Genomic DNA, 15,980 nt, shown 5'->3' with positions numbered 1-15,980 from the left:
GAACACCCTCCACTCGAAGTTCTATGGGAATAGAGCGTACTCCACTCGGACTTCTATGTAAAGAGATTCTTACGGCAAATAAAAAAGGCCACCTCTTTCGAGGTGGCCTTTCGTCATGCTTACAGCAAGTTAGCGCTGGAATTTGGACCAGTTGACTAGGTCGCCAAGAGTGGTGGTGGAGCTGGAGGAGGAGGACGAAGACGGAGCCTTGTAGGACTCGACTTCGGAACGGCTTGCTTCTTCGCCAACGGCGCGGATGCTGAGGCCGACCTTCTTCTCTTCCACATTCATCTTGATGATCTTGAACTCGTGCTCCTGGCCCTGCTCGAGCGTCAGCGGCTGACCATGCGCATCGACTGCTTCAGAGACGTGGCATAGGCCTTCGACTCCTTCAGCAACTTCAACGAATGCTCCGAACTGAGCCGTCCGCAGTACCTTGCCGTGAACCACATCGCCGACGCGGTGCTGGGTGAAGAACGTCTCCCAGACATCGGGTTGGAGCTGCTTCACGCCGAGAGAGAGGCGACGGTTTTCAGGTTCAACGCCGAGAACGACAGCCTTGACCTTTTCGCCCTTCTTCAGCACTTCCGAGGGATGCTTGACGCGCTTGGTCCAGCTCAGGTTCGAGACGTGTACCAGGCCGTCGATGCCGTCTTCGATTTCAATGAAGGCACCGAAGTCGGTGAGGTTGCGAACGCGGCCCTCAACGATCTGTCCGGTGGGATAACGCTCGGTGAGGTTTTCCCAGGGATTTTCGAGGAGCTGCTTCATGCCCAGCGAGATGCGACGGTCAGAAGGATTGACGGAGATGACAACCGTCTCCACTTCATCGCCTGGCTTGACCAGCTTGGACGGATGCTTCATCCGCTTGGACCAGGTCATCTCGGAGACGTGAACCAGACCTTCGATTCCCTGCTCCAGCTCGACGAACGCGCCGTAGTCGGTGACCGAAAGAATGCGGCCGTGAACGTGGGCTCCGATGGGGTAACGCTCTACGGCGTCGAGCCATGGGTCAGGCGTAAGCTGCTTGAAGCCGAGGGATACGCGCTGCTTATCCTTGTCGAACTTGAGCACCTTGACCTGAATTTCATCGCCGACGTTGACGAGATCGCGGGGATGGGTGAGACGTCCCCAGCTCATGTCGGTGATGTGCAGCAGGCCGTCGATGCCGCCGAGGTCGACGAACGCGCCGTAATCGGTCAGGTTCTTCACCGTTCCGGTCAGGATCGCGCCCTCTTCCAGGTGCTCGAGAGTGGTAGAACGCTTGGCGTTCTGCTCTTCTTCGAGAATTTCCTTGCGGCTGACAACGACGTTGCCACGCTTCTTGTTTAGCTTGATGACGCGAACTTCGATCTGCGTGCCGAGGTAACCGTCCAGGTTGCGGACAGGGCGAACTTCAAGCTGCGAACCGGGCAGGAAGGCCTTGAGGCCGATATCGACGGTCAGGCCGCCTTTGACGCGGCTGACTACGGTGCCGATCATCGGGGTCTTGTCGTTGGCTGCCTTTTCGATCACGTCCCAGACACGGAGGCGCTGTGCCTTGTCGTAAGAGACGAGGTAACCGCCCTCGGGCTCTTCGCGCTCGATGACTACTTCGATCTGGTCGCCGGCTTTGAACTTTGGTTCGCCAGCATGATCCAGAACCTGCTCGATGGGGAGCAGACCTTCGGACTTGAGACCTACGTCGATAACCGCGTGCTTGTCTGTCAGCTTGATGATTGTGCCGGTGACAACACTGTCGCCATAGGCTTCAACCGCAGCGGCCTCTGCAGCCTGCTCGCGCTCAAAGGCTTCGAGTTGGGCGGAGAAGTCTTCGCCACCATCGAAATCATGATCGTGAACTGAGGCAACGTTGGCTACGACGGGCGTGATTGCCTTGGATTCGGCAACCTTGGGCGTCGAAACAACGGGCGCCGGAGCAGCGACAACGGGTGCAGTTTCAGCAACTGGCGCTTCAACTACCGGCTCAGCGACGGCTGCTGCGACTGCGACTTCGGTGGCCGGTTCGAGAACAGCAACGGGCTCTTCGACCGGTGCTGCAACTACTTCGGGTTCCGGTGCCGCTACAATGTGCGCATCAGCTGTAACTATGCCAAGATCTGCATCTGCCGTGGGAACATCCACGGTTTCAGGCAATTCAGCGACAACGGGGTTAGACGTGGATTCGTGCGACGACTCTACAAGCTCGGCCGCGGACTCAAGTTCAGGGGTTTCCAGTTGGGTGCTCAGGGGTGTGCTCTCGGTTTCAAGATTGAGGACGTCTGCCATGACTGCCAGCTCCGGGATTCCGGGTCCCGCGACAGGTAGACCTAAATTTCCTGTCATCGGTAATCGCCTCTGCCGTGCGCTTGCCTTCGGCTGAGGTTACGCGGCCATCCTGCTTCATCCAGTCACGGTCCTATGAGATTTGATTCACTTGAGGGGACGACGATTCGTGCCAAAAATTGATGGCTCGAAGCTTCGTCTATCTACTGGGAATCACCTGTCAAGGAGTAGCTGGCCAGTGGGCGGCCGCACCCGTATGCTGGAATCCTCGCATAAGGGTACTCGTGCAGTGTAGCAATGCCGGATTAACCGCGTCAATGCAAGGCTTTGGCTCATCTGGACTTTGCAACGAGATATTCAAACTATGTGCTCTACTTTTGGTGCAATCCGGTTCCTGACTGGGGCAGTTTTGTGTTTTTAGCCGTCTGGCCTGTTTTGCGGCCCTCAAGCACCGGTGAGATTCCGGATCGGGAATCTCTTGTTCTTCCGCGCTGCCTGTTCTTCCGCGTTACCTGAAGTATCGGTTCGGCTATATCCGGTTCGTCTACAGCCGGGGTTTGTCTATACTCGGCTTTATGGATCAGCTCTGGACTCCCTGGCGCTATCGTTATGTCACTAATGCAGAGACGGCAATCCGTCCTGGCGTTCCTCCGAGTCTTGGCAGTTGGCCGGGCGATCTGGGCTGTGTTTTCTGCAACTTGCTGGGCTCGGTGGATTACGCGATCGCCCACGGAATGGCGCGTGATGAGGCAGAATCCGCGGCGGGCCTGGTGCTGCGCGGGACCGACTGCTTTATCTGCTTGAATGCGTTTCCCTATACTTCGGGGCATGTGATGGTGATTCCGCATGTGCATGAGGCGAGCCTGGCCGCTCTGCCCACGGAGACGGCCCATGAACTGATGGACCTTGCGCAGAAGACGGAGCGGATGTTGCGGAAGCTCTACAATCCGCATGGCATAAATTTTGGGATGAACCTGGGCGAGGCAGCCGGGGCGGGAGTTGCAGGACATCTGCACCTGCATGCGCTGCCGCGCTGGGTGGGCGATACCAATTTCATGACTACGGTGGCGGAGACGCGGGTTTTGCCGGAGGGGTTGGACATCACGTGGAAGCGGATGCGGACAGCGTTTGCAGAGCTGAAAGATTAATCAGGCAATGCTGGACCACTCAATGCTGGAACACGCAATGTTGCGTTCGATCAGCTTGCTTCCGGGGTTGCTTCGCCACTTGCGGCCAAGGTCAGCTCGGCTTGTTCTTCTGCGTCCAGGCCTGCGGTTTCGAGGAGCTTGGGCGGTAGCTGCTTGCTGGTGCGGATGCCTGCCTTCTTCAGCATCTCTGTCTGGCGGATGAGATTGCCGGAGCCGGAGCCGAGTTTGCTCATGGCGCTCTGGTAGCTGGCGTCAGCGGCTCGGAGGCTGTCTCCGATTTTGGTTAAATCGCTGACGAAGTTCACGAATTTCTCATAGAGCTTTGTGCCGCGATCGACGATGTCGGCGACGCTGCGGGCTTGCTGCTCCTGCTGCCAGAGGTTGTCTACGATGCGGATGACGAAGAGCAGGGTGGTCGGCCCTACGAGCAGAACGTTGCGCTCGTAGGCTTCGCGCCAGAGGTCGCCTGCTTCCTGCATGGCGAGCAAAAAGGCCGGTTCGACGGGGATGAACATCACGACGAAATCGGGTGATTCGAGACCGGCCAGCTTGTGATAGTTGCGCTTGGAAAGGCCATCGAGATGGGCGCGAACGCTGACCAGATGTTGCCTTAGTGCGGACTTGCGGAGTTCATCGGCGGCGGCGTTGCAATAGTCGGTATAGGCATTGAGCGAGACTTTGGAGTCGACGACGAGGTGCCGGCCGCCGGGCAGATTGAGGATTACGTCGGTACGGGCAGCTTTACCGCGAGCGCCATCTTCATCGACTGCTCCGCTGAAACTCTCCTGGAAGCTGTACTGCTCGCCTTCGCGCAGGCCTGCTTTTTCGAGCAGATCGCGCAGGATGAATTCGCCCCAATCGCCCTGGGCCTTGGATGAGCCGCGCAGTGCGGTGGTGAGATTATGCGCCTCGGCGGTGAGCTGCTGGTTGAGCTTTTCGAGAGATTCGAGCTTGCTGCGCAGTTCCACGCGCCCGGCCAGCGAATCTTTTTGTGCCTCTTCGACTTTGCCGCGGAAGTCGTTGATCTGCAGGCGCAGTGGTCCTAGTAGCTGGTCGAGATTGAGCTTGTTCTGCTCTGTAAATTTGGTGGATTTTTCGTCCAGGATTTTGCCCGCGAGCGCCTCGAACTGATTGGTCAGCTCCGCCTTGGCATCGGTGAGCAGCTTGAGCTTTTCATGCGCGCTCTCCCGCTCTTTTTGAAGCGTGGTCTCAAGGTGGCTGATCTGCGCGGATCGGCTGCGATCTGTTTCAGTGCTGGCGTTCCATTGCTGACGAAGCGTGTCTACCTCCGTACGCAAGGCCTCTGCCTGGCGGAGCCGCTCGGCAGCGAGTGTGGTCTCTGTGGCCAGTTGCCCTTTGAGGGAGGCGAGCGATTCGGCCTCATTGCGCCAGCGATCGGACTCGCGCTGCGCTGCGGCCAGTTGGTCGCGAAGGGTCTGCTCGCTTTGAGTACGGAGTAATTTCTGAGTTTCGGTCTTGCCTGTCGAGAAAAAAATGCCTGCAATCAAGCCCAAAACAACGCCCAGCAGAACTCCTACCAGCAGTGCTACGGATGTTCCCACAGAAATCGCCCTCCACTGTTTCGCCTATTCTACGCCTTTTGGCTGTGCAAAGTCGGGAGCTTTTGCCGGTGATTCCATATCAAAAACCAAGGCTTAATTTTTCCCATTATCCGAGCTTTATGTCTGCATAAGAATGCCGGTTCGCTTTACATGCCATCGTGCACCCCGATAGACTTGGAGTTTCGGGGCTGCACAGACTTTATTTCTGCGGCTAACGGCACGAACGCAGGCATCGGGCATGACGCCAAGTGTGTTACGCTGCGAATCGGACCAGTCAGAAAGCCCGAAAATGATTTGCAAGTTTTTATAAAAATTCTGAGGAGATTGACATGGCAGTGGAAGAGAAAGTTAAGCAGATTATCGTCGAGCAGCTTCAGGTCGACGAGGCTGAGGTTACCCCCAACGCCAGCTTCCAGGAAGACCTCGGCGCCGACTCGCTTGACGTAGTTGAGTTGGTCATGCAGTTTGAGGAAGCATTTGACATCGAGATCCCCGACGAAGACGCGGAAAAGATCAAGACCGTCAAGGACGCAATCGATTACATCGACAAGAACGCGAAGGCAGGCAAGTAAGAAGTGACACGCCGCGTCGTCATTACGGGCATCGGACTGATCTGTGGGGTAGGTAATACCACCCCCCACGTCTGGAGCCAGCTTCTGGCTGGGGTCAGTGGAGTTGGGCCTATCCAGGCCTTTGACGCCACGGGCTTCCCTGTCACTTTTGCCGCAGAGGTCAGGAACTTCGATCCGCTGCAGTTCATTGACAAGAAGGAATCGCGCAAGATGGGCCGCTTCACTCATCTGGCGATTGCGGCCACGCAAGAGGCGCTAGAGCAGTCAGGGCTGAAGATCACTCCGGAGATTGAAGAACGAGTGGGTGTTTTCATCGGCTCGGGTATTGGCGGCTTTGAGATTATTGAGCGCGAGCACAATAATCTGCTGGCTGGCGGACCGCGCAAGATCTCTCCGTTCTTTATTCCTGCGGCCATTGTGAATATGGCGGCGGGCCAGGTGAGCATTCGTTACGGAGCCAAGGGACCAATCTCGGCGACGGCAACGGCATGCGCCACTTCTGCGCATTCTATTGGCGATTCTTTCCGCATGATTCAGCATGGCGAAGCCGATGTGATGCTTGCGGGCGGAACAGAGGCTGCGGTAACGAGCCTGACGGTTGGCGGTTTTGCGGCGATGCGTGCGCTTTCAACACGCAACGATAACCCGCAGGCGGCCAGCAGACCATTCGATAAAGACCGGGATGGCTTTGTACTGGGCGAAGGCGCTGGAATGCTGGTCCTGGAAGAGCTGGAGTTTGCCAAGGCTCGCGGCGCGAAGATCCTGGGCGAAATTATCGGTTACGGCATGAGCGCGGATGCGTATCACATGACCAGCCTTGCTCCGGATGGCGCTGGGGCACAGCGCAGTATGCGCGCGGCTTTGCGTGATTCAGGAGTTGCGATTGAGGATGTGGATTATCTGAATGCGCATGCGACTTCGACTCCGGCTGGCGATGGGAATGAATCGCGTGCTATCGAGCTGGTCTTTGGCGAGCACGCTACGAGCAAGAAGCTGAAGGTGAGCAGCACGAAGTCAATGACCGGACACCTGCTGGGCGCGGCGGGTGGTTTGGAAGCCGGTATCACCGCCATGGTGTTGATGAACCAGAAGATTCCACCGACGACGAATCTTGATAACGTCGCGGAGGATTGCATTCTGGATTATGTGGCAAACAAGGCGATTGATGCGAAGGTGGATATTGCGCTTTCGAATTCCTTCGGGTTTGGCGGCATCAATGCTTCGCTGGTCATGCGGCGTTGGACGGAATAACTATTCAAAATTCATATACAAAAACTAAAGCGCGAATCCTATCGATTCGCGCTTTAGTTTTATAGGGCTCTTCTTCTCATCCGAAGGCAGCGGCCCAACCCGCGCCGATTAGAACCATCAAAATCCACCAGGCGAAAACAGTTATATAACCGGCACTGCGCTTGGTTCCTGCAATGATAGAAAACCCAATGGAATACAGCACCAATGTCCAAATGGTCACAACATCAAAGGATGTGGCGAGCGCTAATATCGGCTTTGACGTATCAGGCGACAGGTAGTAGCCGATATTCGTGCCGGAAAAGTTGCGTGAGTTGAAACTCTCGGGTGCAGCCCCCGCAAAGAGTGCGGCTATTCCAAGAATTACTTTGATGAGGGCGGGAAGACCTGCATACCAGGTAACCGCAAAGGCTTGCCAGAAGGTGGCTTTTCCACCGAAGCCGAAATTGATTGTCGCAAAAAAGACAGCGGCAATGACCGCGGTTGCCAGGATGGAAAAAACAGGGACAGCCGCGAAAATCCCTTCTGTGAATTTGGTTGCAATCGCTATCTGCGTTGCGCGCTGCTCGGGCGTGAGCTTATCCATCTGCTCAGCTTGTTTGGGGCTCATCCGGATGGCATTTTCCGTGACCTGAGTCCAACCTACCTTGGCGCCGATCGAAGCAAAAAGCGCGTAGCTGAAGATGACCGACAACAAAAACGGCAGCCACCAGCTCGTACTCCTCTTGATATCTTTGAAGGTCTTTGATGGGGCGGTGAAGGTGTAAACAACACGTTGGACCTGGGTGAGTGCCGGAGCTTCAGGAACAACAGGATATTGGAGATCGCTCATGCGTATTCGCCTCTCGTAAAGGCTGTGCAGAAGCACTGTGGCCTTTGCCCGAGATTGTACCTTTACTGCGGCGAAAACGAGCCAACAAAATCATACGGCTGCGGTAGCTGTGTTGGATCAGCGTCCGCGTGTCGCCAGCATGGAGGCAGAGGCGAGTGGAGTCTCCAGATTATTGTGCGCGGCTTTTTCGGTATAGCTCTTGTATACGGAGATGTGGAAACAGGACTGGCGAAACTCCTCTTCGACATCGATCTTACCGGCCTGCTCCAGCGGAATCAGCCAGGCGCGGAACCAGCCGATCTCGCGCGCGGTCATCCCCTGCTTGGCGATATCGATGGTACCGCCGGTGAGATGGGGCGATGCGATGTCTCCATCGGCGGCGGCGGCATTGCCATTGATCATGCGCAACCTGCGTTGATATTCGACGGTGCGCACAGCGGAGGTTACTTCAAGGGAGCCTCCAACAAAATGCGCTGCATGCGCTTGCGACAGATCCCTGAGGAACTTCGCTGTCCAGGGGCGGCAGTAGCGGCGATTTTCCGGCAGATCGGTGTTGACGCGCAGCATAGATGAGGTGGGAACTGGAACGAGAGATCCATGCAGGATGCGATCGTTCAGATCGGCATCGTCCAGAATGCGCTCCAGACCATCGGCTTCGGCCATTGCATTCTGATGCACCAGGGATTCGTGCGAACCACGCAATGGAGGAGGCATAGCCAGGTGCACACTCTGCAATCTCGGCATTGGTTCAGGGACGGTTCTGTAGCGCCTGCCACGCATAGCGCGTCTTACGCGACGAGAAGTGAATGTGGTTTGCACGGGCCGTGCGGTTAGCCTGGCTCGCGATGGCAATGCGGACTTGACTCTACGGGATTTCGCTTGCGAACGGGCTTGCTTAGCTGTTTGTGAGCCGGAATGTGCGCGAGCAGAAGTGCGACTCGTTGCTGCCGATATCTTCTTTGTCTTTGCGCCTGCTCTGCTGCGGGCACCTGCATGATGGTGAGCGCGCGCAGGAGCGGCTGCCAACTGCAACGGCGTAGCAGTGAGACCAAGGGCCAACGAAATCGACAATAAAAACAGGGCAGACCGGCACATAGGCGGGGTCCGCGGAGAAGCTGAGCTAGGTCAGTTTACTAGGCGGGTTGCTTATCTTTCGAGTATTAAGAGAGGTGCGCGCAGGTCCGATAACTGGTCTGCACATAGAAAAGGGGAGTCTTCACACAGCTTAGCGTGAAGACTCCCCGAGTTATTACCGGTAATTTATTTCGTTGCTGCGATGGCGGGATCGGTCATGCTGTCCTCGCCTGTTTCGACATGGCCTGCCAATTGATAGCGGAAGCTGGCGTCCGATTCGTCTTCGATGGTGAAGTCGTACCAGCCATGAGAATGGTTCAGGGACCAGCTCTTTTCGACGGTTTCGCCCGCTTTGAAGTCGCCCGTCACAACGTCTCCCGTATAGGAATCGGTGAGGCGGAGCTTGCGTGTTTCTGTGCCTCGATTGACGGCAAAGAAGATGATTCGATTCTGTTGCTTGTCGTACACATTCCCGATCTCAATGTTGGCTTTGTCTGTTCCGGAAACACTGCCTCGATATGCGCGCAGGAAACCGTTCGGACCGTAGACGGAGAGGTCATAGGTTGTTTGTCCGTTGCCTTTGATGTTCCAGGTGTCGGAGAGTTCGGCTCCGCTGCCAACGGTATAGGTTCGGGGTGCACTTTCGGAACTGCTGCCTGATCGCACCTGGTACACAACGGCTTTACCGGCATTGCTGAAGTGAATTTTGAAGGTGCCTGCATTGAAGTCGGCTTCGCCGCGAACGTGCAGTTCGTAAGGAACGGCGCGAGCTGGCCTCGTTCCTGGCTCCTGTATTGGGAGTGCCTGTTCTGTTGGAGGTACCGGCACGTAGTCGGGGTGACGGTTATTGTCGGGTGGGACGTAAGCGGTAGTGCTCGGCAGCGGAACCTTGGCGGCGTTCGGTGATTTGAAGTTGAAGGCAGAGGTGAGATCGCCGGAAACAGCACGGCGCCAGGGGGTGATATTTGGCTCAACCAACTCCGGATTATGAGGGCCAAAGCGCTTTTCGATGAAGCGAATGATCGAGGTGTGATCGAAAAGTTCGGAGCTGACGTAGCCGCCTTTGCTCCAGGGGGAGATGACGATCATGGGCACGCGAGCTCCCATGCCGTAAGGGCCGGCTGGATATTCGGAATCACCCTCGAAGATTTCGTTCACGGTGTCGATGGTGGACTTACCGAGCGCGTCGGATGGGGGAACGGTGGGGGGAACAGAGTGATCGAAGAAACCATCGTTCTCGTCGTAGGTGAGCAGAAACGCGGTCTTACTCCAGACTTCAGGATTCGAAGTCAGCGCTTCGAGGATTTGCGATACATACCACGCGCCGTAGTTTGCAGGCCAGTTCGGGTGCTCGGTATAGGCTTCGGGAGCAACGATGTAGGAAACCTTAGGGAGCTTGTTGGTGGCAACGTCTTTGCGGAATTCATCAAAGAGTGTGCCGCCGGTCAGGATATCGGTACCTGTGAGAGCGGCCTGATACAGAGGGCTGCCGGGCTGGGAGTTCTGGTATTGGTGGAAGTAAAGCAGCGAGTTGTCGCCGTAGTTTCCAATGTAGGCGTTGTCGCCGGTCCAGCCCCAGGAGTTGGCGGCATTCAGACCTTCTCCCTGGTCCTGATAGATCTTCCATGAAACGCCGGCCTTCACCAGACGTTCTGGGTAGGTTGACCAGTCGTAGCCTGCCTCGGCATTGTCGATGACGGGACCGCCATTCTTGCCGTCGTTGCCCACCCAGCCTGTCCACATGTAATAACGATTGGGATCGGTGGGGCCGAGGAGCGAGCAGTGATACGCGTCGCAGATGGTGAAAGCATCGGCGAGGGCATAGTGGAATGGGATGTCGCTTCGATTGAGATGAGCCATAGTGGTTGTTCCCTTTTGCGGAACCCACTGGTCATGATTGCCCTCATTCCAGGCGCCGTGCGTTGTGGTCCAGTCATGGGCCAGATCCTGAATGAACTGGAGTCCGAGGTCGGGAGCTCCCGGATGAAAGGGCAGCGTGTAACCGCCTGAGGGGTTGGGCTGGTACCAGACTGGATCGCCGGAGGGAAGATTTACAGCGCGTGGATCACCGTAGCCGCGAACGCCGCGAAGCGTGCCGAAGTAGTGGTCAAATGCACGATTCTCCTGCATCAGGATGACGATATGCTCGACGTCTTCGATCGTTCCGGTTCGATTATTCGCTGGGATTGAAAGTGCTTTGGCGATGCTTGCCGGAAATGCTGCACTCATTGCGCCCGTGGTCAACAACTGAAGGAATGTACGACGGTCAGTAGGCATATGAATTAATCACCTCGTGAAGTGTCCTGGTCAACTTCGTCCCCGAAGCTATGCTTCCTGTATTGCTGCGACATGACGGCATTGTTGCAATTGCATGACTACGATTTGCAGAGGAATAGGCACGAGGCTCCCTTCAGGCATAGTTGTCGTCCGGAAAAATCCCTTTTATCAAACACAAGAGCCATCCACTGAGTGGATGGCTCTTGTGTTTTGCAACTTGCTCTATTAAATAACTTTAGGACGTGACTTCAGGGCCTGAATTGCTCCAGCACTACTGCAGTAGTGTGCCCTGATCTTCTTCCTTGATCTCTTCCGCAGGAATGACGACTGCGGCGGCGACCTTGTCATCTGGTTCGAGGTTAAGCAGCTTAACTCCTTGAGTGGAGCGGCCTGCGGCGCGAATGGTCTTGGTGTCGATGCGGATCATCTTGCCAAACTGGCTGATGACCATCAACTCCGAGGTTTCATCCACGGGAAGGATCGCTGTAGTCTTGCCGACTTTTGGCGTGGCCTTGAGGTTATTGACGCCCTGTGCTCCGCGAGCGGTGAGGCGATATTCGTCGATATCGGTGCGCTTGCCGAAGCCGTTTTCAGTGACCGTCAGGATGAGTGATTTGCTGACGCCGAGACGCTCATCGAGAGCCTTCAGGGACTTCCATGCGTCATCGACTGCCTTGTCTGCCACTTTTTCCGCAGCCTTCAAGACTTCATCTTCGGAATCGCCATGTCGCCTGTCTTCGCGCGCTTTTTGCAGGGCATCCTTCGCCAGCGAGAGTTCGTTGCGAAGAGCGACGAGTTTGTCGGTCATGTTGAGCGCGGCGGCGTACTCATCGCGATTTTTATCGCGTGTTTCATCAGAGATAGTGATGGCTACTCCGATGACTTCGTCGTTCTTCTTGAGCGAAATACCCTTGTTGCCAGCGGCATTACGGCCCATGGGACGAAGACCGATACCGCTACGTTCTGCGTCGTACTCTTCGAGGAAGCGGATGGCCATGCCCTCGCGGGATGCGAGGAAGATGGTCTGCTTACCGTCTGTGATTGTGGCCTCGATAAGATCGTCGCTCTTCTCGATGGCGATGGCGATGATGCCACGAGCCATGACGTTGCTGAAGTCCTTGAGCGGGGTCTTCTTTACGATGCCGTTGCGTGTGGCGAAGAGAATGAACTTGCCCTCTTCTTCAAGATTGCGAACGGGCAGGATTGTGACTACCTTTTCGCCCGGCTGCAGATTCAGGAGACTCTGCATGGACTTGCCTTTGCCTGCGGCGCTGACATCGGGAATCTCGTAGACCTTGAGCCAGTAGACGCGGCCGGTATTGGTGAAGCAGAGCAGGTAGGCGTGCGTGGAGTCGATGATGAGCTGGGCTACGAAGTCTTCTTCGCGCGTCTTCATGCCGGTGCGGCCGGTGCCGCCACGACGCTGCTGGCGATAGATGGAGATCGGCGTGCGCTTGAGGTACCCCTGGTGCGAGACGGTGATAGCGACCTGCTCGTCGGCGATGAGGTCTTCCATCTGCAACTCGGCGGTCTCGTCGACAATGACTGTGCGGCGTGCATCGCCGTACTTGTCGCGAACGTCTTCAAGCTCCTTGACGATGACTGAGCGCAGCTTGGGCTCGCTGGCGAGGATGTGTTCGTATTCTGCGATGCGGATACGAATCTCGCCGAGTTCCTTGAGGATTTCGTCGATGGAGAGCTGGGTCAGACGATACAGTTGCAGTTCGAGGATGGCATCGATCTGGCGATAGGTAAGGCCGAGCTCTTCGCCGGGCAAACGCTGGCGATCGAGGTTGACGACAATGTCGGCGCCCTTGCCCCAGACGTAGAGATTTTCGCGGGCTTCGGCGCGAGAGTTCGATCCACGAATGATGCGAATTACAGTGTCGAGATTGTCGAGGGCAATTTTGTAGCCCTCCAAGATGTGTTCGCGCTCTCGGGCTTTACGCAGGAGAAACACGGTGCGGCGGCGAACAACTTCAATGCGGTGATCGATGAAGCAACGGATGGCCTGAGCCAGTCCCAGCTCTCGCGGCTGGCCGTTGACCACCGCGAGGAAGATCATGGAGAAGCTCTCCTGCATCTGGGTGTGCTTGTAGAGCTGGTTCAGCACAATCTCAGGCTGCGAGCCGCGCTTGAGTTCGATGACGATGCGCATGCCGTCGCGATCGCTTTCGTCGCGCACGTCGCTGATCTCGTCGATGATCTTGTCGTTCACAAGCTCGGCAATGCGTTCGATGAGCTTGGACTTGTTCACCTGGTAAGGAATTTCGTTGACGATGATCGCCAGCTTTTCCTTGGTGATCTGCTCCGTGCCGACCTTGGCGCGCATCAGGAAGCGTCCGCGGCCCGTGGTGTAGGCCTGGGCGATGCCGGTCTTGCCGAAGATAAATCCGCCGGTGGGGAAATCCGGTCCCTGCACGTGACGCAGAACATCGATCAGGCCAGCGCTGGGATTGTTCACCAGGTCGATGGTGGCGTTGATGATTTCTGTGAGGTTATGGGGCGGAATGTTGGTCGCCATACCGACGGCGATACCATTGGACCCGTTGACGATCAGGGTCGGGATACGCGTGGGCAGGACGGATGGTTCGGAGGTGGACTCGTCGTAGTTGGGGACGAAGTCAACGGTCTCCATGTCGATGTCCGCGAGCATTTCGCCAGCGATACGCTGCAGGCGGCACTCGGTGTAACGCATGGCCGCCGGCGGGTCGCCGTCGACAGAACCGAAGTTACCCTGGCCATCGATCATGGGATAGCGCAGAGAGAACGGCTGCGCCATGCGGACCATGGTGTCGTAGATGGCCGAGTCACCGTGGGGATGGTAGACACCCATGGTCTGGCCGACTACCTTGGCGCACTTGGTGTACTTCTTGTTGTGCTCCAGGCCCATCTCGCTCATGGCGTAGAGGACGCGGCGATGGACTGGTTTCAGACCGTCGCGCACATCCGGCAGAGCACGCCCGATGATGACTGACATCGAGTAGTCGAGATACGAACGGCGCATCTCGTCTTCGATGTTGATGGAAACGATGTTAGACCCGCCATTCGGTGGGCCGCCTGCTTCAAGAGGGAGTTGTGGATTGTGATCGTCTGCCATAAATGTTTGCGCCAGCGAAGGGGCGGGAAAGGTGCAGGAAGATATTTGCCAGGGCTTCGCTAGCTATGTCTCTTAGTCTAGGCTTTTCGACGCATAAGAGCAAGGTTAAAAGATAGCAATAAGTCCTTATAATTCCTTAACTTACGCGCCAGAAAAGAATGCCTGAAAAGAGTATCGGCCTAACATCGTTGCCGGGGTTCCGGGTGCGTGTAATTTAGAGGCGTCGCGACCGACATTTTCTATCTTGTAAATGCCTGGGTTAGAGTTAGTTCCCTTTCTGATTCGCGTGTCTAAGTGGCCTGCGCGGCGCGTCCAAAAAATCGTGGGAGTTCTTCATTTGCATACAACTAACGCGAAAGATCCGGCCATCAGAGCGTGCAGGAGGATTCTATATGCCAACGAAAGCAGCCAAGAAGACATCCGCTCGTAAGTATTCGCCGGGCGCTTCAAAGGATGTTGAGGTGGAAATGAAAGCGATGAAAGAAGGAACGCTCAAAAGCGGTCGGAGCGGGAAGAAAGTGACAGACAAAAAGCAGGCGATTGCGATTGGGCTTTCAAAGGCCCGGAAGGAAGGCAAGAAGGTTCCGGCGCTGAAATCATAGGGGCATTTCTCCCTGGCCAGAGTGGGCTCAGAGCAGTCCGGGCAGGCTGAGCACGCAGAAGATGGCTTGCAGAAGCACGACGGCACCAGCGGCCGCGATGGCCAGCCTGCCGCGCGGGCTTTCGTAAGCGTCGGCAAAGACTCCACCGATGAATGTGAGCAGGAATGGTTGCGCCCAGAGCCACGGAGCGCCCGGTACGCCGGAAGTCATCAGGACGAAGAGCAGGATGGCTGTCAGCAGCGGCGCTGTATTGCCGAAGTAGAGAGTCTTGCGCAGTCCCAGGTAGAGCAGCAGAGCTGAGACGGAGGCGATGGTGATGCCTGCGTTGCTCAGCGTCCAGAAGAAGCGGTGGGCAGGCTCAAGCGCGAAACCTAGCTGGCCTGCATCGGACCGGAAGATGTAACTGAAGGCGTCGGGTGAGAATCCGTAACATGCGAAGAGCAGCAGGACAGACCCGATGGAAGCGACCAGGAGAACAGGAAGCAGCTGGCTGCGGCGGCCTTCTGCAATCCACAGCATGAGCACAAAGCCCAGACCGGCGAGCAGAGGCAGCGCGGCGATATGGGAGGCTGCGACAATTCCGAAACAGAGCGTCAGCAACACCATGCGCGGGCGCCATTTGCGACGTGGGCCTTGCATGGCATGTGCCATACCGATGCAGGTATAGATGCCGCCGAAAAATCCGAGCGCGGTCAGAATTTCAGGATTCGGCGCAATCGAAGCGCGCAGGATTGCCGGGGAAAAGCAGTAGAGTGTCAGCGCTGTGTATCCGCCGAGATTGCCAAAGAGCCGCCGCGTAACCCACCATAGCGCTCCGCCAAGAATCACCGACACGAAAAGAAAGGGCAGACGCAGCAGCAGCAGGATGTGGGTCATCTGGTGACGCAGTTCCCATGTGGAAGCGGGAACGTCCAGCGTATGAACTACCTTGTCCTCTGGCTTGCGGAAGTTGTCGGTGAAGCGCTCGTATTCCAGATTGAGCGTGAGGGGCAGGCCAGCGAGCCGGTACGCAAGAATGCCATCGTGGATATTTCCGCAGCTTGTGAAGTAGCCTGCCAGTGGCGATGGATGTTCCCACATTTCGCGACCGCAGCGCGCATACTGGTAGTCGCGCTCGGAGAGGGTTTGACGGGACGTGAGCCAGAAGCCCTGCACGAGCAGCAGCAGGAGAAGCCCGGCAGCGATGCGCTGAGGCAGATTGAAACGAAAGCGGCGGAGAGTCGCGAAACGAAAAGCCATCTGGAAGTCTGTGTCCAAACTCAGTTTACCGGAGCGAATTCAGCACGCTGAATCCGGGTGG

Annotated in this window: 11 protein-coding genes; 4 read left to right on the top strand and 7 right to left on the bottom strand. The window is 56.6% G+C overall.

Features of this window, described 5'->3' with window-relative positions; genetic code table 11:
- Positions 1-129 precede the first annotated feature (129 nt).
- Complete coding sequence (locus OHL19_RS15880) at positions 130-2,325, bottom strand: 30S ribosomal protein S1 (protein ID WP_263358701.1); 2,196 nt, start codon at positions 2,323-2,325, stop codon at positions 130-132.
- 515 nt (positions 2,326-2,840) lie between these two features.
- Between OHL19_RS15880 and OHL19_RS15875 the strand changes: the two genes are divergently transcribed.
- Positions 2,841-3,413, top strand: a complete 573-nt coding sequence (locus tag OHL19_RS15875) for an HIT family protein (RefSeq protein WP_263358700.1) — start codon at positions 2,841-2,843, stop codon at positions 3,411-3,413.
- Positions 3,414-3,463: 50 nt separating this feature from the next.
- Here the strand turns inward: OHL19_RS15875 and rmuC are convergent, their stop codons facing one another.
- Positions 3,464-4,975, bottom strand: a complete 1,512-nt coding sequence (rmuC, locus tag OHL19_RS15870; RefSeq protein WP_263358699.1) for a DNA recombination protein RmuC — start codon at positions 4,973-4,975, stop codon at positions 3,464-3,466.
- 329 nt (positions 4,976-5,304) lie between these two features.
- On the opposite strand from rmuC, the gene acpP reads away from it, so the two are divergent.
- The gene (acpP, locus tag OHL19_RS15865) at positions 5,305-5,547 is read left to right on the top strand and encodes an acyl carrier protein (RefSeq protein ID WP_263358698.1); all 243 of its coding nucleotides are present in this window, start codon (positions 5,305-5,307) and stop codon (positions 5,545-5,547) included.
- Between the two features lie 3 nt (positions 5,548-5,550).
- On the top strand, positions 5,551-6,798 hold the full coding sequence (gene fabF / locus OHL19_RS15860; RefSeq protein WP_263358697.1) for a beta-ketoacyl-ACP synthase II: 1,248 nt from the start codon (positions 5,551-5,553) through the stop codon (positions 6,796-6,798).
- 76 nt (positions 6,799-6,874) lie between these two features.
- On the opposite strand, the gene OHL19_RS15855 is transcribed toward fabF, so the two are convergent.
- The 4 genes from OHL19_RS15855 to gyrA form a co-directional block, all read right to left on the bottom strand.
- A complete protein-coding gene (locus OHL19_RS15855; protein ID WP_263358696.1) occupies positions 6,875-7,627 on the bottom strand; it encodes a YIP1 family protein in 753 nt (250 codons plus the stop codon).
- Positions 7,628-7,744: 117 nt separating this feature from the next.
- On the bottom strand, positions 7,745-8,341 hold the full coding sequence (locus OHL19_RS15850) for a DUF5715 family protein (RefSeq protein ID WP_263358695.1): 597 nt from the start codon (positions 8,339-8,341) through the stop codon (positions 7,745-7,747).
- A 546-nt stretch (positions 8,342-8,887) separates the two neighbouring features.
- The gene (locus tag OHL19_RS15845) at positions 8,888-10,978 is read right to left on the bottom strand and encodes a phosphocholine-specific phospholipase C (protein ID WP_263358694.1); all 2,091 of its coding nucleotides are present in this window, start codon (positions 10,976-10,978) and stop codon (positions 8,888-8,890) included.
- 271 nt (positions 10,979-11,249) lie between these two features.
- Positions 11,250-14,078 (bottom strand): DNA gyrase subunit A, encoded by a 2,829-nt coding sequence (gene gyrA, locus OHL19_RS15840; protein WP_263358693.1) that lies wholly within the window; start codon positions 14,076-14,078, stop codon positions 11,250-11,252.
- Between the two features lie 392 nt (positions 14,079-14,470).
- Here gyrA and OHL19_RS15835 point away from each other — a divergent pair, with 392 nt between their 5' ends.
- A complete protein-coding gene (locus OHL19_RS15835) occupies positions 14,471-14,680 on the top strand; it encodes a DUF6496 domain-containing protein (RefSeq protein ID WP_263358692.1) in 210 nt (69 codons plus the stop codon).
- A gap of 27 nt (positions 14,681-14,707) precedes the next feature.
- Here the strand turns inward: OHL19_RS15835 and OHL19_RS15830 are convergent, their stop codons facing one another.
- The gene (locus tag OHL19_RS15830) at positions 14,708-15,919 is read right to left on the bottom strand and encodes a glycosyltransferase family protein (protein WP_263358691.1); all 1,212 of its coding nucleotides are present in this window, start codon (positions 15,917-15,919) and stop codon (positions 14,708-14,710) included.
- Positions 15,920-15,980: the final 61 nt, after the last annotated feature.

The sequence above is a fragment of the Acidicapsa ligni genome (assembly GCF_025685655.1).
GTDB classification, from domain to species: Bacteria; Acidobacteriota; Terriglobia; order Terriglobales; family Acidobacteriaceae; genus Acidicapsa; species Acidicapsa ligni.
The sequence above is the reverse complement of the archived record's forward strand: the minus strand, read 5'-3'. Positions and strand labels throughout refer to the sequence as shown.

Bases quoted from the DNA above. Each gene is read 5' to 3' on its own strand.
- OHL19_RS15835 (WP_263358692.1), top strand. From the start codon at position 14,471: ATGCCAACGAAAGCAGCCAAGAAGACATCCGCTCGTAAGTATTCGCCG.
- OHL19_RS15875 (WP_263358700.1), top strand. From the start codon at position 2,841: ATGGATCAGCTCTGGACTCCCTGGCGCTATCGTTATGTCACTAATGCA.
- gyrA (WP_263358693.1), bottom strand. From the start codon at position 14,078: ATGGCAGACGATCACAATCCACAACTCCCTCTTGAAGCAGGCGGCCCA.
- acpP (WP_263358698.1), top strand. From the start codon at position 5,305: ATGGCAGTGGAAGAGAAAGTTAAGCAGATTATCGTCGAGCAGCTTCAG.
- OHL19_RS15830 (WP_263358691.1), bottom strand. From the start codon at position 15,919: ATGGCTTTTCGTTTCGCGACTCTCCGCCGCTTTCGTTTCAATCTGCCT.
- OHL19_RS15845 (WP_263358694.1), bottom strand. From the start codon at position 10,978: ATGCCTACTGACCGTCGTACATTCCTTCAGTTGTTGACCACGGGCGCA.
- OHL19_RS15855 (WP_263358696.1), bottom strand. From the start codon at position 7,627: ATGAGCGATCTCCAATATCCTGTTGTTCCTGAAGCTCCGGCACTCACC.
- OHL19_RS15850 (WP_263358695.1), bottom strand. From the start codon at position 8,341: ATGCCTCCTCCATTGCGTGGTTCGCACGAATCCCTGGTGCATCAGAAT.
- OHL19_RS15880 (WP_263358701.1), bottom strand. From the start codon at position 2,325: ATGACAGGAAATTTAGGTCTACCTGTCGCGGGACCCGGAATCCCGGAG.